Here is a 20,378-nt window from a genome sequence, read left to right as displayed (position 1 = left end):
TCAATTCATATTACCCGCAGGTAGGGCCCTCTCCGACACAGTGTCGTAGGCGGCATTGGCCACCGTGCCGGGCAGTAGCCGCTCACACCACGCCAGCAACGCTGCACGCAACGGTGCCGCACGCTCGGCGATAACGCCCTGGCACCGCGCATATTCCGCGCGTCCGCCGGGTTCCTCGACGGTGATCGGCTCAAACCCCAGGTGCGTCAAGTCGTAGGGGCTGGCGCGCATATCGAGTTCGCGGGCCTGCGCCGCCAGTTCCAGGCAATCCACCAGCAGCTGCGAGTCGAGCAGCGGGCCGAGCTTGTAGCACCACTTGTAGAGATCCATATTGGCGTGCAGGCAGCCCGGCTGCTCCCAGTCACGCTGGTCAGAGCGCGTCGGGACGCCGCGGTTGCGGGGTGCGGCGGCCGCGGTGAAGAACCGGTACGCGTCAAAGTGCGTGCAGCGCAACGGCATCGACTCGACCACGGCATCGGTGCCTGCCGCGCCCAGCCGCAGCGGCACCCGGCCGTGGCGCACGGCGTCGGTGCGATAGACCATCGCCCATTCGTGCATGCCGAAGCAGCCGAACTGCGGCGCGCGGTCCCGGGTGGCAGCCAGCAGGTCTGCGACGAAGCCGACCGTGGGCAGCCGCGAGCGCAGGAACTCGGCGCTGACGGCGACGCCGTCCGGATTCGGCGCGTAGCCGGCGCGACCGAGGTACTCGGTGGCGGCCGGCCCGGCCAGCGTGGTGCCGAAGCCGGGATGCCACACCTTCAGCTGGCGCGGGCGCAGGCTGTAGTAGGTGAACAGGAAATCCCACACCGGGTGAGCTTCGCCACGACCGGCCCGATGGGCGTGCGGGCCGGTGAAAGCCTCGACCCTGGCCCGGTGTGCTGCCGCCCGCCCTGTCCATACGGCTTCGGGCAGCACGTCAGGCACGGTGCATCCCGTCGCGCACAGTGCCGATGAGGTCCTCCACCAGATCCTCGAGCGCAACCATCGCGATGACGGTTTCACCGGGGTCGGTCACCAGCGCCAAGTGGCTGTTGTCGCGGCGCAGCTGTGACAGGGCGTCGGGCAGCGGCATGTCGGCGGGCACCCGGGGCAGGTGGCGCACCACCGACAGGTCGAGCACCGAATCCGGACCGTCGATCTGGCTGAGCACGTCCTTGATGTGCAGGTAGCCGATCAGGGTGCCGTCGCCGCCGTCGACAGGAAACCGGGAGTAGCCCGTCTCACGCAGCGCCTGCTCGACGGCGCTGACCGTGGGCCCACAACCGGGCCGGGCGACCGGGATCGCGTGGATTTCGCTGAGCGGGACCGCGACATCGTTGACGACCCGGTTGCGGATCTGCAGCGCGCGGGTCAAGCGCATGTGTTCTTCGGGATCCAGCAGGCCTTCGGAGCGGGATTCGGCGATCATCTCGGCCAGTTCCACCGTGGACACGGTGACGTCGAGTTCGTCCTTGGCTTCGATCCCGAACGCACGCAGCGTGGTGTTGGCCGCCCAGTTGTAGAACGCGATGAACGGCCGGGCGAACCGGACGTACACCAGGTAGACCGGGATCACCAGCATGGCGGTCTTCTCCGGGCCGGCGATGGCGATGTTCTTGGGCACCATCTCACCGAGCAGCACGTGCAGGGTCACCACTACGGCCAGCGCCACCACGAACGACACCGTGTGCAGCACCGCGTCGGGCACCCCGACCAGATCGAAGGGTTTCTCCAGCAGGTGGGCCACGGCCGGCTCGCCGACCCGACCGAGCAGGATCGAGCACACTGTGATGCCCAGCTGGGCACCGGCCAGCATGAGTGAGAGCTGCTCGCCCGCTCGTAGCACCGTGACCGCGCTCCGTTTGCCTTGTTCGGCAAGGGTTTCCAGCCGGTCGCGGCGCGCCGAGATCAGCGCGAATTCCGAGCCGACGAAGAACGCATTGGCGGCCAGCAGCCCGATCGTCAGCAGCACACCCAGGAAGTCGGCACCCATCAGCGCGCCCCCTCGCCGTCAGCGGGCCGGACGATCTGCGTCAGCACCAGCTGGTCTATCCGCCTGCCGTCCATCGCGACGACGGTGGCACGCCAGTTGACCGGATCGTCGAAGGGACCGTCTGGGTCGAAGGCCGACAGTTCCACGGATTCACCCGGCTCGGGGATGTGGCCCAGCTTTTCCAGCACCAGGCCGCCGATGGTCTCGTATTCGCCTTCGGGCGCGCGGAAACCCGTCGCCTCGGCCACTTCGTCGATGCGCAGCAGGCCCGACACCCGCCAGCCCAGGCCGGACTTCTGGAAGTCGGGGGTGGAGTCGTCGTGTTCGTCGCGGACGTCGCCGACGATCTCCTCGATCAGGTCCTCTACGGTGACCATGCCCGCGGTGCCGCCGTATTCGTCGACCACCAGCGCGGTCTGCAAGCCGTGGGCGCGCAGCTGGGACATCAACGCGTCGCCGTCCAGGCTGGCCGGCACGGTCGGCACCGGGATCGCCAACGACACCAGCTTGGTGGTCGAGCGCTGCGGGGCGGGCACGCTGAACACCTGCTTGACGTGCACGATGCCGATGGTCTCGTCGAGGTCGCCGTTGACGATGGGGAAGCGGGAGAAGCCGGTGTTGGCCGACGCCGTCACCAGATCGCTGACCGTGTCGTCGGACTCGAGCGCTTCGATCTCGGTGCGCGGTGTCATGAACTCCTCAGCGATCCGCGACCCGAACTGCAGCGAGCGGTTGACCAGCGCCGCGGTGGCTTCGTCGAGTGAGCCGTGCTCGGCAGAACTGCGGACCAGCGCACCGAGTTCCTCCGGCGAGCGCGCCGAGCGCAGTTCCTCGGCCGGTTCGATGCCCATCCGGCGCAGGATCCAGTTCGCGGTGCCGTTGGTGGCCTTGATGAGCGGGGTCATCACGGTGGAGAACATCAGCTGGAAGCCCGCCGTGGCCCGTGCGGTCGGCACCGGGCGTGCCACCGCGAGGTTCTTGGGCACCAGCTCGCCGAACACCATCGACAGCGAGGTGGCGATCAGGATGGCCAGCGCCAGCGCGATCCCGGTCGCGGCCCTGTCCGGGATGTGCAGGAACTCCAGCACCGGGTCGAACAGCCGCGCCAGCACGGGCTCGGCGAGATAGCCGGTGGCCAGGGTCGTGATCGAGATGCCGAGCTGTGCGCCGGACAGCTGGAACGAGAGCGTGCGGTGGGCGCGCGCGACGTTGTGGTCCTTGCGGTCGCCGGTGCGCGCGTTGGCGTCGACGGTGCTGCGCTCCAGGGCCGTCAGCGAGAACTCGGCCGCCACGAACAGGGCCGTCCCAAACGTCAGGACGACGATCGCCAGCAGGCTCAATACGGTGAAAACGACGCTCACCGCGCTCGCACCTTCTCCTCGCCGGGCCGTATGCCCGGCTGACTAGTGGAAGGTTCTGCCCCTGATTCGTCTCCAGGGGAATCGTCTGCCGGTCGCACATCGGAGGCAGCCCGATCCGCGGTGGCCTCGACGGGTGCCTGCGGCACGGGATCCCTTCCTCGTTGGGGGCAGAACAGACCCCCATGTTAGCGGCTCGCTCGTCGCGATCCGGCTCACCAGCCGGTCGGCAGGGGGTGCCCTTCAGCGAATCCGGCCGCGGACTGCACGCCGAGCACGACCTGCTCGTGCAGTTCGGCGATGGTGGCCGCACCCACATACGTGCAGGTGCTGCGAACCCCGGAGGTGATGTGGTCGAGCAGGTCCTCGACGCCGCCGCGGTCGGGATCCAGCGCCATCCGCGATGTCGAGATGCCCTCCTCGAACAACGCCTTGCGGGCCCGGTCGAACGCGCTGTCGGCACTGGTGCGGGCGGCCACCGCCCGCTTGGAGGCCATGCCGTAGCTCTCCTTGTACGGCCGGCCGTCCCGGTCGAGCATCAGGTCCCCGGGCGATTCGTAGGTGCCGGCGAACCACGACCCGATCATCACGTTGGCGGCACCGGCGGCCAACGCCAGCGCGACGTCGCGGGGGTGACGCACGCCGCCGTCGGCCCACACGTGACCGCCGAGTTCCCTTGCTGCCGAAGAGCATTCGAGTACCGCGGAGAACTGGGGGCGGCCGACGCCGGTCATCATTCTGGTAGTGCACATCGCCCCGGGGCCGACCCCGACCTTGACGATCGAGGCTCCCGCCCCGATCAGGTCGCGCGCACCTTCGGCGGAGACGACGTTGCCCGCCGCCAGCGGGACCCCCAGATCCAGTGACGACACCGCCTTGATGGCGTCGAGCATCTTGACCTGGTGGCCGTGGGCGGTGTCGACCACCAGGACGTCGACGCCGGCTTCGGCGAGCGCTTGCGCCTTGGCGGCGACGTCGCCGTTGATGCCGACCGCAGCGGCGATGCGCAGCCGGCCGGCGGAGTCGACGGCGGGGGTGTAGATGCCGGCGCGCACCGCGCCGAGGCGGCTCAGCACACCGGCCAGGGTGCCGTCTGCCTCGGTGAGCACGGCCACGTCGATCGGGGCGTGCTCGAGCATCTCGAACACCTGGCGGGGTTCGGTGTGTACCGGCGCGGTGATGAAGTCGGTGACCGCGATGTCGCGCACCCGGGCGAACCGGTCGACGCCTGCGGTGGCGGCTTCGGTGACCAGCCCGATGGGCCGGCCCTCGAACACCACCACGGCCACGCCGTGCGCCCGCTTGTGGATCAGCGCGACGGCGTCGGAGACCGAGTCGTCAGGTGCCAGCACCACCGGGGTGTCGGCCACCAGGTCACGGCTCTTGACGAAGTCGACGGTCTGCTTGACCGCGTCGATCGGCAGGTCCTGCGGCAGCACGACGATCCCGCCGCGGCGGGCAACCGTCTCGGCCATCCGCCGGCCGGCCACCGCGGTCATGTTGGCCACGACGACCGGGATCGTCGTGCCGGTGCCGTCGGAGGTCGACAGGTCGACATCGAACCGGGACGCGACATCGGATCGGTTGGGCACGACGAAGACGTCGTCGTAGGTCAGGTCGTACGGGGGTTGCTGGCCGTCGAGAAAGCGCACACGACCAGCCTAGTGCGGTTAGGCCTCGACCTCGGTGCGGTCACCGCTCCACAGGGTGTGGAACCGGGCGGCCGGGTCGGCGTCGGTCCGGCCGTAGGTGTGCGCGCCGAAGAAGTCCCGCAGACCCTGGGTCAGTGCCGCGGGCAGCCGCTCGGTGCGCAGCGCGTCGTAGTACGACAGGGCCGAGGCGAAGCCGGGGACCGGAATGCCCAGCTCGGTGGCCTTCACCACGACCCGGCGCCAGCTGTCGATGCCCGCTTCGACCGCGTCGCGGAAGTACGGCGCGGCGATCAGCGTGGCCAGCTCGGCGTTCTCGTCGTAGGCCTCCTTGATCCGGTTGAGGAACTTGGCCCGGATGATGCAGCCGCCGCGCCAGATGGTCGCCATGTCACCGAGAGTGATACCCCAGTTGTACTCGGCGCTGCCGGCCTGGATCTGGTTGAAACCCTGCGCGTAGGCGATGATCTTGGACGCGTAGAGCGCCTTGCTGACGTCGTCGATGAATTGCGCTGCGTCCGTGGGCCGTTCACCCAGGTCGCCGGACGCCAGGCCGGTGGTGGCCTTGCGCTGGGGGACCGAGCCAGACAGTGCGCGGGCGAAGACCGCCTCGGCGATACCGGTCACCGGCACCCCGAGGTCCAGCGCCGACTTGACCGTCCAGCGGCCGGTGCCCTTCTGCTCGGCCTCGTCGACGATGACGTCGACCAGCGGCTTGCCGGTCTTGGCGTCGGTCTGGCGCAGCACCTCGGCGGTGATCTCGATCAGGTAGCTGTCCAGATCGCCGGAGTTCCACTCCGCGAAGATCTCGGCGATCTCGGGTGCGGTCTTGCCGAGCCCGTCGCGCAGCAGCTGGTAGGCCTCGCCGATGAGCTGCATGTCGGAGTATTCGATGCCGTTGTGCACCATCTTCACGAAGTGACCGGCGCCGTCCGGGCCGATGTGGGTGCAGCAGGGGACGCCGTCGACGTGCGCGGAGATCTCCTCGAGCAGCGGGCCCAGGGATTTGTAGGACTCGGCGGGGCCGCCCGGCATGATCGACGGGCCCTTGAGCGCGCCTTCCTCTCCACCGGAGATGCCGGCGCCGACGAAGTGCAGGCCGCGCTCACGGACGGCCTTCTCGCGACGGATGGTGTCGGTGTAGAGCGCGTTGCCGCCGTCGATGATGATGTCGCCCGGTTCGAACACGTCGCAGAGCTCGTTGATGACGGCGTCGGTGGGATCACCGGCCTTCACCATGATCAGCGCGCGCCGCGGCCGCTCCAGCGCGGCGGCGAACTCGGCCATCGTCTCGGTGCGCACGAAGTTGCCTTCGGAGCCATGCTCGGCAAGCAGGGCGTCGGTCTTGGCGACCGATCGGTTGTGCAGCGCGACGGTATACCCGTGGTGGGCGAAGTTCCGCGCGATGTTGGAGCCCATCACCGCCAATCCGGTAACACCGATCTGTGCAGTGCCGTCCGTCTGCGGTGAGCTCATATCGCGCCTTTCAGTTGTGTGAATTTTGTTGTAGTGCTGGAACTTTCATAGGTCCAGCGACTCAGGACAAGAACAGCCGATGCAGCTCGGTCAGCCAGGGCATCGCGACGGCGACGGTGGGCACCACCAACACCGCGGCGGCGGCGGTGTAGGCCGCCAGCGACAGCCACACACTGTTGGGCCGACCGCACAGCCGGCGCACCCGGATCACCGTCGTGGGGCCGCCGGCGGCCAGCGCACCGGAGGGGGTTCGCCCGGCGGCACACGCCACCAGCGCGCGCGCCAGGGGAGTGGGCCCGGCAGTCCGCACGGCCGCATCGTCGGCGAGCATCTCGACGAGCAGCTGCACCGCGTGCAGTGCACTGCCACTTCGGACGAACCGGGGGAAGGCGGTGTGCACGGCGATGAACGCCTCGAGCACCAGGTCATGGCGGGCGCGCAGGTGGGCGCGCTCGTGGCTGAGGATCGCCGCCACTTCGGTGTGACTCAGTGCCGCCAGCGTGCCCTCGCTGAGCACGACGCGGCTGCGCACACCCGGCAGGCAGTAGGCCAGCGGCTCGGCGACGTCGAGTACCCGCAGCCCACTCATGCCGTGCCGGCAGTCGCCGAGCAGATCCACCACCATTCGGTGGTGCGCCCGGCGGCGGCGGGTGGCCACCGCGACCTGCACGACCGCCACCAACAAGCGAGCACCGATGAACAGGGTGATGGCGAATACCAGGACGTAAGCCAGCCATAACGGCCAGCCCAGAGCCTTGATCTCGCTGGTGATCGTCGCGGTGGGCCGTCCATCGGGGCCGGGGACGAACAGCCGGCTTGCAATCGCAAGGCCCGCACTGAAAGCGGACAGGACGGCCGCCACGGCGATCGACTGCCAGAGCACGATTGCGGCCCGCGGCGCACGCATCGGCCAGCTGGCCCGCGCCAGCAGTGCAGGCACAGGACCAACCAGCATCAAGGCGAGGAAGGTGAAGGCCAGCGCGGACACGCTGACAGTGTCCCTCAGACGCTGGGCGCGCCGCCAGCGGGCCAGGTTGAACGGTTCCTGGATTCTAATTCCGCGAGTGCGCGGCGCAAGGCGTCCGCCTCGTCGACCCCCACCCGCTCGACGAAATGCACCAGCGCCGCCTGTCGGCTGCCGGAGTCGGACGCCTGATCCAGGGCGTCCACCATCAAACCGGCGACCAGTTCGTCGCGGCCGTGCACGGGTGCGTACTGATGTGCGCGGTCGTCGCGGATCTGGGAGACCAGGTTCTTGCGGGCGAGGCGTTGCAGGACCGTCATCACCGTGGTGTAGGCCAGGTCCCGTTCGGTACAGAGCGCCTCGTGGACCTGACGAACCGTCAACGGTTCACCAGCGGCCCACAAGTGGTCCATCACCGCGCGTTCAAGTTCGCCGAGACGAGTCAACTTGGCCATATCCGTTCATTCCGTAGCAGTGAAACAAGAGTACTCCCGGTTACTACCGGGCGTCGTACCTAAACCTTCCCGATCAACTCCGGTCGGCGCCCGCGGAGTTCCCGGTGATGTCCCGGTGCGAGGTAACCGCAGGACAACCGGCCGAATCTGGGAACCAACTGTGACAGCATTCACATTAGGCAATGCTAACCTTGGTCCGCCTCTTATGGTTAGGCTCACCTAACTGTAACGAGGAGGTGCCGTGACCACAGCCGTGGTTGACCCGTTGATCGAAGGAATGACCATCCGCCGGATTCTGCCCTTGCACGAATCCAGTGGCCGCTTGCGCGCGCTGAGCCCGGAGTCACCGCGGGTGCATGGCGTGGCGGTCATGGCCGATGTGTCCCGGCGGCGTTGGTGGGCCCTGGATTCGGTGACGACGACGGGCCGGCTGGCCGCCATGTTCGAGGCCTCGGTCAGCGAGCTGGGCGACCGCCGCGCCGTGGCGCAGCAGTTGGCGGCGACGTTCACGCATGCCGTTCTGGGCCGGGTCGTGACCCTGTTCGTGCTCGAGGGCCGGGTCTGGGACACCGGGCCGGGCAATCTGTGGATGCACGTCGACTCGGAGGGGACGATCGACTGGGCCGCGGTCGTGGACCCGACGCTGCGGGTGCTGCCCGACGATCCGGCGATGACCGATGTCGTCCGGCTGCCCAACGAGGCCGCGCTGGCGACGTGGACGGCACATCGTTGCCACCGCTCCCTGGAACCGATTTTCGAATGCCTGCACGACCTCAGTCGGAACTCGCTGTCGCTGGCGGCGATGTGGCAGATGGTCGGCTCGGCGGTGGTCATCACCGCCACCCAGGTCCCGATGCTGACCGGCAGTGGCGAGGTGACCTGCATGCGGCGCGGCCAGGCGGTGCTCGACGCTCTCAGCGGCTTCGGGCTCCCGGTTCGGGCGCTGCGTCGAACAGGGTAGGTCTTGTAAGTTAGGTAAGCCTTGCCTATTGTGGTAGCAACACAGACGAACGGACCGCGCCGGATGTCCTGAGGGCTGCAGAGACACCCCGGTCCATTCCGAGGACGGGCCCCGCGTTTCATCCGCGGGGCCCGTCCCTCATTTCGCCGACCTGCTTGGTGTAGACACAGATGCGTGCAACCAGAGCAGTCACCGATCGCTTTCTCCGCCCCGTTCGACAACGAGCTCGGGCTGGTGTTCACCGAACTGACCCCGGACGGGGCCAAGGCACAGCTGGACGTCCAGCCCAAGCTGCTGCAGCCGATGGGGATCGTCCACGGCGGCGTGTACTGCTCGATGATCGAATCGATGGCCAGCACATCGGCATTCGTGTGGCTGGCCGCCAACGGCGGCGGCAACGTCGTCGGCGTCAACAACAACACCGACTTCCTGCGGGCGATCTCCGGCGGCACCGTGTACGGGGTCACCGAACCGGTGCACCGCGGCCGCCGTCAGCAGCTGTGGCTGGTGACCATTCGCGACGACAAGGACCGGCTGGTCGCGCGCGGCCAGGTGCGCCTGCAGAACCTCGAGCCGGAGCCGCCGCCGGCCTGAGGGCGCTCGCCGCCCTGCTGATCGCGTCCCGCCATGGCAGGATCGCGCTCTATGCAACTGACACCGCATGAAACCGACCGGTTGCTGCTGTCCTATGCCGCCGACCTCGCCCGCCGAAGGCAGGCCCGCGGGCTGAAGCTCAACTATCCCGAAACGGTGGCGATCGTCACCGACCACGTCCTGGAGGGCGCGCGCGACGGCCGCACGGTGGCCGAGCTGATGGTCAGCGGACGAGAGGTGCTGTCCCGCGACGACGTGATGGAGGGCGTGCCCGAGATGCTGCACGACGTGCAGGTCGAAGCCACCTTCCCGGACGGCACCAAATTGGTCACCGTCCACCACCCCATCCCGTGAGCCTTTGGAGGACAACGTGATTCCCGGAGAGGTCTTCCTCGGCGCCGGCGACATCGAGATCAACCCGGGCGTCCCGCGCATCGAACTGGAGATCGTGAACACCGGCGACCGGCCCGTCCAGGTCGGCAGCCACGTACACCTGCCGCAGGCCAATGCGGCGCTGTCCTTCGACCGGACAGCCGCGGCCGGGCACCGGTTCGACATTCCCGCGGGCACCGCGGTGCGCTTCGAACCCGGCGTGGCGCAGCGGGTTCGACTGGTACCGCTCGGTGGCTTGCGTGAGGTGCACGGGCTGAGCCTGAACCCGCCAGGAAAGTTGGACAACTGAGATGACCGAGCTGTCCAGGGCCCGCTACGCCGCACTGTTCGGCCCCACCACCGGCGACCGGATCCGGCTGGCCGACACCGACCTGATCATCGAGATCACCGAGGATCGCAGCGGCGGCCCCGGCCTGGCCGGTGACGAGGCGGTGTTCGGCGGCGGCAAGGTGCTGCGCGAGTCGATGGGCCAAGGGCGGGCCACCCGTGCCGACGGTGCACCCGACACCGTGATCACCGGCGCGGTGATCATCGACTACTGGGGAATCATCAAGGCCGACATCGGCATTCGCGACGGGCGTATCGTCGGCATCGGAAAGGCGGGCAACCCCGACATCATGTCGGGCGTGCACCCCGACTTGGTGGTCGGCCCGTCGACGGAGATCATCGCCGGCAACGGGCGCATCGTCACCGCCGGAGCCATCGACTGTCACGTCCACCTGATCTGCCCGCAGATCATGGAAGAGGCCATCGGTGGGGGCATCACCACCATCGTCGCCGGCGGCACCGGGCCCGCCGAAGGTTCGAAGGCCACCACGGTGACGCCGGGCGCCTGGCATCTGGCCCGAATGCTGGAGTCACTCGACCACTGGCCGCTGAACATCGCACTGCTCGGGAAGGGCAACACCGTCAGCCACGACGCGATGTGGGAGCAGTTGCGTTCCGGCGCAGCAGGTTTCAAGCTGCACGAGGACTGGGGGACCACGCCGGCGGCGATCGACGCCTGCCTGACGGTGTCCGAGGCCGCCGGGGTGCAGGTCAATATCCACACCGACACCCTCAACGAGATGGGCTTCGTCGAGAACACCCTCGCGGCGATCAAGGGCCGCAACATCCACGCGTATCACACCGAAGGCGCAGGCGGCGGGCACGCGCCGGACATCATCACGGTCGCCGCCGAGTCCAATGTGCTGCCCAGTTCGACCAACCCGACCCGGCCGCACACCGTCAACACCCTCGACGAGCATCTCGACATGCTGATGGTCTGCCATCACCTGAACCCCAGCGTCCCTGAGGATCTGGCGTTCGCCGAGAGCCGGATCCGGCCGTCGACGATTGCCGCCGAGGACCTGCTGCACGACATCGGGGCGATCTCGATGATCGGCAGCGACGCGCAGGCCATGGGCCGCATCGGCGAGGTGGTGATGCGTACCTGGCAGACCGCCCACGTGATGAAGCGCCGCCGTGGTGCGCTGGAAGGGGACACGGCGGGCAACAATGGCTCCGACAACAACCGGGTGCGGCGCTACATCGCCAAGTACACGATCTGCCCGGCCGTCGCGCACGGCCTGGACCACGAGATCGGTTCGGTGGAGGTGGGCAAGCTGGCCGACCTGGTGCTGTGGGAGCCGGCGTTCTTCGGGGTGCGTCCACACGCGGTGGTCAAGGGCGGCATGATCGCCTGGGCCGCGATGGGCGACGCCAATGCGTCGATCCCGACCCCGCAGCCGGTGCTGCCGCGCCCGATGTTCGGGGCCGCACCCGCCGCCGCGGCGGCCACGTCGCTGCACTTCGTCGCCCCGCAGGCCATCGAGGACGGGCTGGCTGACCGGATCGCGGTCAACCGCCGCCTGGTACCGGTGGGCAACGTACGCGCCATCGGCAAGGCGCAGATGCCGCTCAACGACGCCCAGCCCCGCATCGAGGTCGACGCCGATACCTTCACCGTGCGCATCGACGGGGAGGTCTGGGCCGAACAACCCGCCACCGAACTGCCGATGGCTCAGCGCTACTTCCTGTTCTGATGGCGACACTGTCCACCCTGCTGATCCTGGCCGACTCGCGGTTGCCGACCGGGGGACACGTGCACTCCGGCGGCGTGGAGGAAGCGGTCACGAGTCGCCTGGTCACCGACCTCGCCACGCTGGAGGCCTATCTGCGCCGCCGGATCCGGACCAGCGGCCTGGTGACCGCATCCGTCGCGGCGGCCGTGCACCGCGGCGATCTGACGGTGGCCGCCGCCGATGCCGAGACCGATGCCCGCACACCGGCACCGGCGGCGCGGCTCGCCTCCCGCGCGCAGGGCCGCGGGCTGCTGCGGTTGGCCCGCCGCGTCTGGCCGGACACGGAACAGGAATGGGCCTGGGACTCCCTCGGCCCCCGCCCGCACCTGGCCGTGACCGCCGGCCGGGTCGGCGTGGCCGGCGGGCTGACACCCGAGCAGACCACGCTGTCGATCGTCTACACGACGATGACCGGCACCGCGACCGCCGCGCAGCGGCTGCTGGCGCTGGATCCCGCCGACGTCGCGGCGCTCACGTTCGAGCTGGCGCAGCTGTGCGAACAGACCGCGCAGCGTGCCGCCGCGGGGCTCGCCGACCTATCCGACCCACTGCTCGATGAGTTGGCCCAGCGCCACGTGCAGCGAGAACGTCCCCTGTTCGTCTCCTGAAAGTACTTGTATGCCTCCACATTTCATTGACGGTCAACCGCACGCGCATCAGGACCGGCCCAAGCGCACCCGCCAGCCGGGGGAGCCGCTGCGGATCGGGATCGGCGGCCCGGTCGGTTCGGGCAAGACCGCACTGGTGGCCGCGCTGTGCCGCCAATTGCGCGACGAGCTGTCGCTGGCGGTGCTGACCAACGACATCTACACCACCGAAGACGCCGACTTCCTGCGCAGGCATGCGGTTCTGCCCGACGACCGGATCGCGGCCGTGCAGACCGGCGGCTGCCCGCACACCGCGATCCGCGACGACATCACCGCAAACCTCGACGCGATCGACGACCTCGTCGCCGGCCACGACGATCTGGATCTCATCCTGGTGGAGTCCGGCGGGGACAACCTGACCGCGACGTTCTCCTCCGGCCTGGTCGACGTGCAGATCTTCGTCATCGACGTGGCCGGCGGCGACAAGGTGCCACGCAAGGGCGGCCCCGGCGTGACGTTCTCGGACCTGCTGGTGGTCAACAAGACCGACCTGGCGCCGCTCGTCGGTGCCGACCTGGACGTGATGCGACGCGACGCCGCCAAGGTGCGCGAGGGCCGGCCGACTGTGCTGATCTCGCTGACCGAGGATCCGGCCGCATTCCCGGTGCTGTCCTGGGTGCGCGAACAGCTGCGCGTCAACCAGCCCGCCTGACCGATGCACTCCGACGTCCTCGTGGTGGCCCAGCCCGGGCGGCTGCCGCGCATCGAGTGCCGGGGCGGTCTGGCGGCGCGGCACACCGAGCCCGATACCGTGCACCTGGTGTCGGCGGCCGCCACACCACTGGGCGGCGACACCATCGCGATCCGGTTGATCGTGGAACCGGGTGCGCGACTGCGGCTTCGGAGTGCGGCCGCCACCGTCGCGCTGCCCGGCCCGGCGACCACACGATCGCGGGCGTGCTGGCACGTCGAGGCCGCCGGCGAGCTCGACATCGATCCCGAGCCAACCGTCGTTGCCGGCGACGCCTGCCACCTGACCGAGCTGACGGTATGGGCGACCGCCGGCAGCAGGCTGCGGATCCGGGAGCGGGTACAGATCGGCAGAACCGGTGAGCGCGAGGGGTTTTGGAGTGGCGCCATGCACGCCGACATCGCCGGCACACCGCTGCTGCGGCACCGGATGGAGCTGGGACCGGGTTCGGTGGCCGACGATGCACTGGGCACTCCGCTGGCCTGCGTCAGCGAGCTGCGTTACCCCGAGCCCGCCGAGGACGCCGCGGGCCTCACGCTGGCGCTGGCCGCCGGCGGCAGCATCTCGACCTGGCAGGGCGCCCGGCTCTAGTCGTGCGGACCGGCAAGGTTGAGCACCAGCCGGGCACCGCCGAGCGGGCTGGCGCACAACGAGGCTGTGCCGCCGTGCAATTCGGCCTGCTGAGCGACCAGCGCCAGGCCAAGGCCCGACCCGGATCGTGACGCGGTGGAGCCGCGGGAGAAGCGTTCGAACACTGCGGCACGCTCCTCTTCGGGCACCCCGCTGCCGTTGTCGTCGACGGTGATCTGGACCCCGTCGGCGGAACTGGTCACCGACAGCTGAACCTCGGTGGCGGCACCGTGCTTGACCGCGTTGGCGATCGCATTGTCGATCACCAGCCGCAGCCCGACCGGCAGGCCGACCATCAGCACCGCGGGCGAGGGCACCAGCGAGACCTTGAGGTCGCGGTAGATGCGTTCGGCGTCGTGTGCGGCCCGGTCGAGCAGCTCGGCGACGTCGAACGGCACGAAGTCGTCGGCGGTCGTCAGCTCGCCCTGGGCCAGTCGCTCCAGCGCGGTCAGCGTGGCCTCGATGCGGCTCTGCGTGCGGATGACGTCACCGATCACCTCGGTGCGCTGTTCGGGCGCGAGATCCAGGGTGGACAGCACTTCGAGGTTGGTGCGCATGGCGGTCAACGGGGTGCGGAGCTCGTGCGAGGCGACGGCGGCGAAGTCGCGGGCCGACTCGAGGGCGGCCTTGGTGCGGGCCTGTTCGTCGCCGATGCGGGCCAGCATGCCTTCGACGGCCTCGGCGATCTCCACCGCCTCCTTGACGCCGCGGACCTGTACCTCGTCGGGGTTGGACTGGGCATTGATCGCGCGGGCCTGCTGAGCCAGCAGCCGGAACGGGTTGATCATGATCAGCGAGATCAGCCACCCGACCAGCACGGTTCCCGCGATCACGCCGGCGCAGATCAGCAGCACCCGCAGGTGCAGTTCGGCAATCCGGCGCTGGGTCTCGGCCAGCGGCGCGCCCAGCGCGATCGTGGCCCCGCCGACCGAGAACGTGCGCACCCGGTACTCGACGCCGTCGATCGTGGTGTTGGCATAACCGTCGCCCAGGGCGGGCAGCACCACCTCGGGGGGCACCGACATCGCCATCGCCCCGACCCGGATCGTGCGCACCAGATTGCCGTCGGGCGTGGGCGTCCCGACCCCGCCGGGCCCGGCGGTGGTCAGCAGCGAGCTGACATCACCGAGGCTGCTGACTGAATCGAGACGCCGGTCCAGCTGGCTGTACTGGTCATGGGTGACGCCGACCCACACCCAGGTGCCCAGCGTCAGCACCAGGATCACCACGGACAAGGCCGCGACGATGACGATCGTGCGCAGCGACAGCATGCGCGTCGGCAGCCGTTGCAGCACGCGGTAGACGATCTCGTCGGGCTTCACGACCACGCCGACAACCTTAGGGGGCGCCGCGCCAACGGCGCCGGGCCACGCCGGGTGGCGGTTAGACGACGCCCGGAGCGAGCGGACGCTGGATCAGGCCGCAGCGCGCACGGAAATCGGTCGACGGCTGGCGGATGCCATCCAGGTCGGCGCGGACATCCGGGTTGGCGTCCAGATACTGCTGCGTCTGGGTCTGCACCTGAGCCTTGGGCAGGCCCTGCAGGCCGGTGAAGAACGCGTTGACGTCCGGATGGGTGAACAGATAGCTCGACATCGCCGCCGACACGCCGGACATGATCCCGGTCATGTCCGCGGTGGTGCAGTTGGGCGGCGGGTCGGCAGCAGCGGGTCCCGCCACACTGAGCAACACCGCACCTGCGCCCAGCGCTGCCGCAGCTGCGCGTCGCACGGAACGATCGAATGTCATCGGGCCCCCTCGTATTGAGACTGTCGTCGCCGATCATGCTAGGGCAGCGAGTGGGTGAACACGGTGATTTCACGCCCGCTCACGGCCAATTGCCAGTTGCATAGCGCCGGAGTCAGCTGGCGGCTTTCTCGTCCTCGACAGTCGCGGCAATTTCCTCGAGTTGCTCAATCCTGGTGCGCGCGTAGGCCTGCTGCTCGGTGATCGTCAGCTGGCTGCGGCCGCGGCCCAGGAAAGTCGTGGTCCAGGACAGCATCGTCGCGATCTTGGTCTTGAACCCGACGAGGTAGACCAGGTGCAGGAACAGCCACGCCAGCCACGCGAAGAATCCGGCGAACTCGATCTTGCCGATCTTGGCCACCGCGCTGAACCGCGACACGGTCGCCATCGATCCCTTGTCGAAGTAGGAGAAGGGCGCGCGGGCGGCCGGATCGGCGCCCTTGAGCTCCGACTTGACCAGGTTCGCCACGTACTTGGCACCCTGGATGGCGCCCTGCGCCATACCGGGAACGCCGTCGACGAACGCCATGTCGCCGACCACGAACACATTCGGGTGGCCCGGGACCGACAGGTCAGGTCCGACCTTGACCCGACCGGCCCGGTCGATCTCGGCCTCGGACTGGTCGGCGATGATCTTGCCCAGCGGGCTGGCCGACACACCGGCCGACCACACCTTGGTGGCGCATTCGATCCGGTCGGTGGTGCCGTCGCCGCGCTTGACGCTGATCCCGTTGCGGTCGACGTCGGTGACCATCGCGCCGAGCTGGATCTCGACGCCGAGTTTCTCGAGCCGGTCCTGGGCCTTCTTGCCGAGCTTCTCGCCCATCGGCGGCAGCACCGCGGGAGCGGCGTCCAGCAGGATCACCCGCGCCCGGGTGGAGTCGATGTGACGGAATGCGCCCCGCAGGGTGTGGTCGGCGAGCTCGGCGATCTGCCCGGCCATCTCGACACCGGTCGGGCCCGCGCCGACCACGACGAAGGTCAGCAGCTTCTCGCGGCGCACCGGGTCGCTGGACCGCTCGGCCTGCTCGAAGGCGCCGAGGATCCGGCCGCGCAGCTCGAGCGCGTCGTCGATGGTCTTCATGCCGGGTGCCCACTCGGCGAACTGGTCGTTGCCGAAGTACGACTGCCCGGCACCGGCAGCGACGATCAGGGTGTCGTACGGAGTCCGGTAGGTGTGGCCCAGCAGGATCGAGTCGACCGTCTTGTGCTCGAGGTCGATATTGGTGACCTCACCCAGCAGCACCTGGCAGTTCTCCTGCTTGCGCAGGATCACGCGGGTGGGCGGGGCGATCTCGCCCTCGGAGATGATGCCCGTCGCCACCTGGTACAGCAGCGGCTGGAACAGATGGTGGGTGGTCTTGGCGATCAGCTTGATGTCGACGTCGGCTCGCTTGAGCTTCTGCGCGGCATTCAGGCCGCCGAACCCCGAACCGATGATGACGACCTTGTGCTTATCCGATGGAGTTGCACCGGGGTGGGTCATTTCTGCTCCTCAAAACATGCACAGGACAGGTACTACGGTAGTCGCCCCGGCAACAGACTTCGCGCCGGTACCCGGGCAGATCAGGTGATATCTACCACCCGCGGTGGCTACCGGGCCGGGCGGTAGCCGTCGACGGACAGGCCGGTGCCGTAGGAGAAGGCGGGGATCTGAACGGCGAGGCGGATCGTCACGGAAGCGACGTTAGCCCCCGCCGGCGAACGTCAGGTGAATGCCTGGTCAGCCGAAGTTGGCCAGCGCACCCCGGCCGACGTGCACGGTCTGGCCGGTGATGTGCCGGGCGGCCGGCGTGGTCAGGAACAGCGACAGCCGGGCGATCTCGGCGGCCACCGACGGCGGGGTGGTCGACAACCCGTCATAGGACGGCTCCGCGCTGCGGCCGCAGGCCACCGTGTTGACGGTGATACCGCGGGTTCCAAAGTAATCCGCTTGTCCCGCAGTCCAATTCGACACCGCAGCCTTGACCGCGGCGTCGGCGCCGCCGTCGCGCGGGTTGTCCGGCACGACGGTCACGATAGAGCCGCCGGAGCGCAGGTGGTCACCGATGTTCTGCACCAGCAGCACCGCCGAGAGGACCGTCGCGTCGAGCGCGGTGCGCCACGCCCTGGCGGTGTCGGCCAGCGTGTAGGTGCGGGGATCTCCGCCGACCCAGGCCGGGGCGGGGACGTGGACGATGGTGTCCAGATGGTGCGGGAAGAGGGTGCGCGCCTCGGCGAGTGCCTCCGGGTCGGTGGTGTCGCACACGATGGCGTCGACATCGAGTTCCTTGGCGGCCACCTCGAGGTCGTCGCGGCGGGCGCCGCTGATGACAACCTTGTGGCCGGCGTCGCGGAAACCCTCCGCGATTGTGCGACCTAGTTCGGTGTCAGCGCCAGTGACCAGCACGTCCATCGTCTTTGACCTCCTCGTGCACGCCTTCGAGCGCGGTGGTGTCGATTGGTCAGAAATGTTACTGGACGGTAGCTAATTCGGCCAATGCCGCGGCGACACGATACGGACACGGCGTGTCGCTTCGCCCTAGGGTGTGACGGGTGAAGCGCAGCGCGGCACACCGTACGCAGCCGCCGCTGCCGCGCTGGGTCTACCTGCCGGCCGTGCTCGGCGCGGCGTTCGTGGTGCTGCCGTTGGTGGCGATGGCCATCAAGGTCGACTGGACCAACTTCTGGTCGCTGATCTCCAGTGATGCATCGCAGGCCGCGCTGCTGCTGAGTCTGCGCACCGCCGCCGCCAGCACGGCCCTCTGCCTGATCCTCGGCGTGCCGATGGCGCTGGTCCTGGCCCGCACCGATGGGCGGATCGTGCGGGCGCTGCGGCCGCTGATCCTGTTGCCGCTGGTGTTACCGCCGGTCGTCGGCGGGATCGCCTTGCTGTACGCATTCGGCCGGCTGGGCCTGCTCGGGAGCTACCTGGAGGCCGCCGGGATCAGCATCGCGTTCACCACGGCCGCGGTGGTGCTGGCGCAGACGTTCGTCTCGCTGCCGTTCCTGGTGATCGCCCTGGAAGGTGCGGCCCGCACCGCAGGGGCCGATTACGAGATCGTGGCGGCGACGCTGGGGGCCAGGCCGGCAACCGTGTGGTGGCGGGTGACACTGCCGCTGCTGGCGCCCGGCCTGGTGTCGGGATCGGTGCTGGCCTTCGCGCGGTCGCTGGGGGAGTTCGGGGCGACGCTGACCTTCGCGGGTTCGCGGCAGGGCGTCACCAGAACGCTGCCACTGGAGATCTACCTGCAGCGCGAGAGCGACCCCGACGCCGCCGTGGCGCTGTCGATCCTGCTGGTCGTGGTCGCCGCGATCGTCGTGCTCGGGCTCGGCGTGCGGCGGTTGTCGGGATGGAATCCCGATGGCTGAGCTTGAGTTCTCCGCCGCGGTGGCCGAGCGCGGCTTCGAGGTGGCGTTCGAGGTCGCCGCCGGGGAAGTGCTGGCGATCCTCGGTCCCAACGGCGCCGGAAAGTCCACCACGCTGCACGTCGTCGCTGGGCTGCTGGCACCCGACACCGGCCTGGTACGTCTCGGCGGGCGCGCCCTGACCGACACCGCGGCGGGCCGGCAGGTGGCCACCCACGACCGCCGGGTCGGCCTGCTGATGCAGGACCCGCTGCTGTTCCCGCACCTGAGCGTGCAGGCCAACGTCGAGTTCGCCCCGCGCAGTCGCGGGGCGGGCCGCGCCGCGGCGCGGGCCGGCGCCGCGGGCTGGTTGGCCGAGGTTGGCCTGGCCGACCTGGCCGGGCGCAAGCCCGGCCAGCTGTCGGGTGGGCAGGCGCAGCGCGTGGCGATCGCGCGGGCGCTGGCCGCCGAGCCGGAGGTGTTGCTGCTCGACGAGCCGCTGGCCGGCCTCGACGTAGCGGTGGCCGCCTCGGTACGGGCGTTGCTGCGGCGGGTGTCTGCTGCCGGGGGCCGCTCGACGGTGCTGGTCACCCATGACCTGCTCGACGTGTTGACGCTGGCCGACCGGGTGATGGTGCTCGAGGACGGCGGCGTGGCGGAGATCGGGCCGGTCAGCGACGTGCTGGCCGCGCCGCGCAGCATGTTCGGCGCCCGCGTCGCGGGCGTGAACGTGGTGCGCGGGGCTCGGGCCGGGCCGGACAGCCTGCGGGCCGCCGACGGCATGCTGTGGCACGGCAGGCAGGACAGCGAGGGGATCGCGGGCGGCGATCTGGTCGCGGTGTTCTCGCCTGCGGCAGTCGCGGTGTACCGCGACCTGCCGCACGGCAGCCCGCGCAACAGCGTCGAGGTCCGCGTCGCGGAGCTGGACGCCGACGGCGCGCGAGTGTGGGTGCGCGCCGTCGAGCAATCCGACGGTGCGCCCGGACTGGCCGCCGACATCACCGCGGAGTCGGCGGCCGGGCTGCGGCTGGCCGCCGGGGACGCGGTGTGGTTCACGATCAAGGCGCAGGAGGTCGCCTTGCATGCGGCGGCCCGCTCCGCTGTGAGTTCGCTGGGAACCTGACCTTCAAGCCACATCCTGAGCAGGCCACACTTGCGTCACGGCTGTAACACGGTAGGTTCAACCGCATGACGCAATCGGACCCGATTTCGCGACGCCTGGGCCGGTGGACGGCGTTTGCGGTGACCGCAATGACCGCCGCCAGCGCCGTCACGATCGCGTTGCCGTCGACGTCGGCTCTCGCTGATCCCGCGACCCCGACACCCACGACGGCCGCCGCTCCGCCGGCCACCGAGGTCCCGCCACCACCGCCGGTCGACCCGAACGCCCCACCGCCACCGCCGGTCGACCCGAACGCCCCGCCACCGATGGAGCCGGGTCGCGTCCCGAAC

Annotated in this window: 21 protein-coding genes and 1 pseudogene; 11 read left to right on the top strand and 11 right to left on the bottom strand. The window is 69.3% G+C overall.

Annotated elements, in window-relative coordinates:
* The 7 genes from HPC46_RS09070 to HPC46_RS09040 form a co-directional block, all read right to left on the bottom strand.
* Complete coding sequence (locus tag HPC46_RS09070; protein WP_179468957.1) at positions 1 to 924, bottom strand: 3-methyladenine DNA glycosylase; 924 nt, start codon at positions 922 to 924, stop codon at positions 1 to 3.
* Positions 917 to 1,972 carry a hemolysin family protein gene (locus HPC46_RS09065; RefSeq protein ID WP_179468955.1) on the bottom strand — a complete coding sequence of 352 codons (1,056 nt, stop codon included), beginning with the start codon at positions 1,970 to 1,972 and terminating at the stop codon, positions 917 to 919. Before HPC46_RS09065 ends, HPC46_RS09070 begins: the two co-directional genes overlap by 8 nt.
* A complete protein-coding gene (locus tag HPC46_RS09060; protein WP_179468953.1) occupies positions 1,972 to 3,333 on the bottom strand; it encodes a hemolysin family protein in 1,362 nt (453 codons plus the stop codon). The genes HPC46_RS09065 and HPC46_RS09060 overlap by 1 nt, the downstream gene beginning before the upstream one ends.
* A gap of 212 nt (positions 3,334 to 3,545) precedes the next feature.
* Positions 3,546 to 4,982 carry a GuaB1 family IMP dehydrogenase-related protein gene (locus HPC46_RS09055; protein WP_179468951.1) on the bottom strand — a complete coding sequence of 479 codons (1,437 nt, stop codon included), beginning with the start codon at positions 4,980 to 4,982 and terminating at the stop codon, positions 3,546 to 3,548.
* Between the two features lie 18 nt (positions 4,983 to 5,000).
* Positions 5,001 to 6,455 (bottom strand): NADP-dependent phosphogluconate dehydrogenase, encoded by a 1,455-nt coding sequence (gndA, locus tag HPC46_RS09050; RefSeq protein WP_179468949.1) that lies wholly within the window; start codon positions 6,453 to 6,455, stop codon positions 5,001 to 5,003.
* Between the two features lie 61 nt (positions 6,456 to 6,516).
* The gene (locus HPC46_RS09045) at positions 6,517 to 7,443 is read right to left on the bottom strand and encodes a M56 family metallopeptidase (protein WP_179468947.1); all 927 of its coding nucleotides are present in this window, start codon (positions 7,441 to 7,443) and stop codon (positions 6,517 to 6,519) included.
* Between the two features lie 14 nt (positions 7,444 to 7,457).
* A complete protein-coding gene (locus tag HPC46_RS09040; RefSeq protein ID WP_179468945.1) occupies positions 7,458 to 7,874 on the bottom strand; it encodes a BlaI/MecI/CopY family transcriptional regulator in 417 nt (138 codons plus the stop codon).
* A gap of 241 nt (positions 7,875 to 8,115) precedes the next feature.
* On the opposite strand from HPC46_RS09040, the gene HPC46_RS09035 reads away from it, so the two are divergent.
* The 8 genes from HPC46_RS09035 (at position 8,116) to HPC46_RS09000 (ending at position 13,814) form a co-directional block, all read left to right on the top strand.
* A complete protein-coding gene (locus tag HPC46_RS09035; protein WP_179468943.1) occupies positions 8,116 to 8,835 on the top strand; it encodes an iron reductase in 720 nt (239 codons plus the stop codon).
* A gap of 174 nt (positions 8,836 to 9,009) precedes the next feature.
* The gene (locus tag HPC46_RS09030) at positions 9,010 to 9,429 is read left to right on the top strand and encodes a PaaI family thioesterase (RefSeq protein ID WP_179468941.1); all 420 of its coding nucleotides are present in this window, start codon (positions 9,010 to 9,012) and stop codon (positions 9,427 to 9,429) included.
* A 51-nt stretch (positions 9,430 to 9,480) separates the two neighbouring features.
* Positions 9,481 to 9,783 (top strand): urease subunit gamma, encoded by a 303-nt coding sequence (locus HPC46_RS09025; RefSeq protein ID WP_005149153.1) that lies wholly within the window; start codon positions 9,481 to 9,483, stop codon positions 9,781 to 9,783.
* Positions 9,784 to 9,799: 16 nt separating this feature from the next.
* Positions 9,800 to 10,111: an urease subunit beta gene (locus HPC46_RS09020; RefSeq protein ID WP_179468939.1), complete on the top strand. Its 312-nt coding sequence runs from the start codon at positions 9,800 to 9,802 to the stop codon at positions 10,109 to 10,111.
* 1 nt (position 10,112) lies between these two features.
* Entirely contained in the window at positions 10,113 to 11,846 is a 1,734-nt protein-coding gene (locus HPC46_RS09015) for an urease subunit alpha (RefSeq protein WP_179468937.1), read from the top strand.
* Entirely contained in the window at positions 11,846 to 12,493 is a 648-nt protein-coding gene (locus tag HPC46_RS09010) for an urease accessory protein UreF (protein WP_179468935.1), read from the top strand. The genes HPC46_RS09015 and HPC46_RS09010 overlap by 1 nt, the downstream gene beginning before the upstream one ends.
* 10 nt (positions 12,494 to 12,503) lie before the next feature.
* Positions 12,504 to 13,184, top strand: a complete 681-nt coding sequence (gene ureG / locus HPC46_RS09005) for an urease accessory protein UreG (RefSeq protein WP_179468933.1) — start codon at positions 12,504 to 12,506, stop codon at positions 13,182 to 13,184.
* A 3-nt stretch (positions 13,185 to 13,187) separates the two neighbouring features.
* Entirely contained in the window at positions 13,188 to 13,814 is a 627-nt protein-coding gene (locus HPC46_RS09000) for an urease accessory protein UreD (protein WP_179468931.1), read from the top strand.
* On the opposite strand, the gene HPC46_RS08995 is transcribed toward HPC46_RS09000, so the two are convergent.
* The 4 genes from HPC46_RS08995 to HPC46_RS08980 form a co-directional block, all read right to left on the bottom strand.
* Positions 13,811 to 15,124: a sensor histidine kinase gene (locus HPC46_RS08995; RefSeq protein WP_179469214.1), complete on the bottom strand. Its 1,314-nt coding sequence runs from the start codon at positions 15,122 to 15,124 to the stop codon at positions 13,811 to 13,813. The genes HPC46_RS09000 and HPC46_RS08995 overlap by 4 nt on opposite strands.
* A gap of 112 nt (positions 15,125 to 15,236) precedes the next feature.
* Positions 15,237 to 15,602 carry a heme-binding protein gene (locus HPC46_RS08990; RefSeq protein ID WP_179468929.1) on the bottom strand — a complete coding sequence of 122 codons (366 nt, stop codon included), beginning with the start codon at positions 15,600 to 15,602 and terminating at the stop codon, positions 15,237 to 15,239.
* A gap of 112 nt (positions 15,603 to 15,714) precedes the next feature.
* A complete protein-coding gene (locus HPC46_RS08985) occupies positions 15,715 to 17,085 on the bottom strand; it encodes a type II NADH:quinone oxidoreductase Ndh (RefSeq protein ID WP_179468927.1) in 1,371 nt (456 codons plus the stop codon).
* 237 nt (positions 17,086 to 17,322) lie between these two features.
* On the bottom strand, positions 17,323 to 17,994 hold the full coding sequence (locus HPC46_RS08980; RefSeq protein ID WP_179468925.1) for an SDR family oxidoreductase: 672 nt from the start codon (positions 17,992 to 17,994) through the stop codon (positions 17,323 to 17,325).
* Between the two features lie 140 nt (positions 17,995 to 18,134).
* Here HPC46_RS08980 and HPC46_RS08975 point away from each other — a divergent pair, with 140 nt between their 5' ends.
* From HPC46_RS08975 to HPC46_RS08965, 3 genes and pseudogenes are all read left to right on the top strand, one after another.
* Positions 18,135 to 18,950 (top strand): ABC transporter permease, encoded by an 816-nt coding sequence (locus HPC46_RS08975; protein ID WP_179468923.1) that lies wholly within the window; start codon positions 18,135 to 18,137, stop codon positions 18,948 to 18,950.
* Positions 18,943 to 20,049, top strand: a complete 1,107-nt coding sequence (locus tag HPC46_RS08970) for a sulfate/molybdate ABC transporter ATP-binding protein (protein ID WP_179468921.1) — start codon at positions 18,943 to 18,945, stop codon at positions 20,047 to 20,049. Before HPC46_RS08975 ends, HPC46_RS08970 begins: the two co-directional genes overlap by 8 nt.
* A gap of 65 nt (positions 20,050 to 20,114) precedes the next feature.
* A pseudogene (locus HPC46_RS08965) lies at positions 20,115 to 20,378 on the top strand (APA family fibronectin-binding glycoprotein); the annotation flags it as partial.

Origin of the sequence: Mycolicibacterium vinylchloridicum, from assembly GCF_013404075.1 — a bacterium.
GTDB lineage: Bacteria > Actinomycetota > Actinomycetes > Mycobacteriales > Mycobacteriaceae > Mycobacterium > Mycobacterium vinylchloridicum.
The sequence above is the reverse complement of the archived record's forward strand: the minus strand, read 5'-3'. Positions and strand labels throughout refer to the sequence as shown.

What these genes read in the sequence shown, in the direction of transcription:
- HPC46_RS09015 (WP_179468937.1), top strand. Translation starts at nt 10,113, where the DNA reads ATGACCGAGCTGTCCAGGGCCCGCTACGCCGCACTGTTCGGCCCCACC.
- HPC46_RS08990 (WP_179468929.1), bottom strand. Translation starts at nt 15,602, where the DNA reads ATGACATTCGATCGTTCCGTGCGACGCGCAGCTGCGGCAGCGCTGGGC.
- HPC46_RS08985 (WP_179468927.1), bottom strand. Translation starts at nt 17,085, where the DNA reads ATGACCCACCCCGGTGCAACTCCATCGGATAAGCACAAGGTCGTCATC.
- HPC46_RS09010 (WP_179468935.1), top strand. Translation starts at nt 11,846, where the DNA reads ATGGCGACACTGTCCACCCTGCTGATCCTGGCCGACTCGCGGTTGCCG.
- HPC46_RS09000 (WP_179468931.1), top strand. Translation starts at nt 13,188, where the DNA reads ATGCACTCCGACGTCCTCGTGGTGGCCCAGCCCGGGCGGCTGCCGCGC.
- HPC46_RS09025 (WP_005149153.1), top strand. Translation starts at nt 9,481, where the DNA reads ATGCAACTGACACCGCATGAAACCGACCGGTTGCTGCTGTCCTATGCC.
- ureG (WP_179468933.1), top strand. Translation starts at nt 12,504, where the DNA reads ATGCCTCCACATTTCATTGACGGTCAACCGCACGCGCATCAGGACCGG.
- gndA (WP_179468949.1), bottom strand. Translation starts at nt 6,455, where the DNA reads ATGAGCTCACCGCAGACGGACGGCACTGCACAGATCGGTGTTACCGGA.
- HPC46_RS08995 (WP_179469214.1), bottom strand. Translation starts at nt 15,124, where the DNA reads ATGCTGTCGCTGCGCACGATCGTCATCGTCGCGGCCTTGTCCGTGGTG.
- HPC46_RS08980 (WP_179468925.1), bottom strand. Translation starts at nt 17,994, where the DNA reads ATGGACGTGCTGGTCACTGGCGCTGACACCGAACTAGGTCGCACAATC.
- HPC46_RS08970 (WP_179468921.1), top strand. Translation starts at nt 18,943, where the DNA reads ATGGCTGAGCTTGAGTTCTCCGCCGCGGTGGCCGAGCGCGGCTTCGAG.
- HPC46_RS09065 (WP_179468955.1), bottom strand. Translation starts at nt 1,972, where the DNA reads ATGGGTGCCGACTTCCTGGGTGTGCTGCTGACGATCGGGCTGCTGGCC.
- HPC46_RS09040 (WP_179468945.1), bottom strand. Translation starts at nt 7,874, where the DNA reads ATGGCCAAGTTGACTCGTCTCGGCGAACTTGAACGCGCGGTGATGGAC.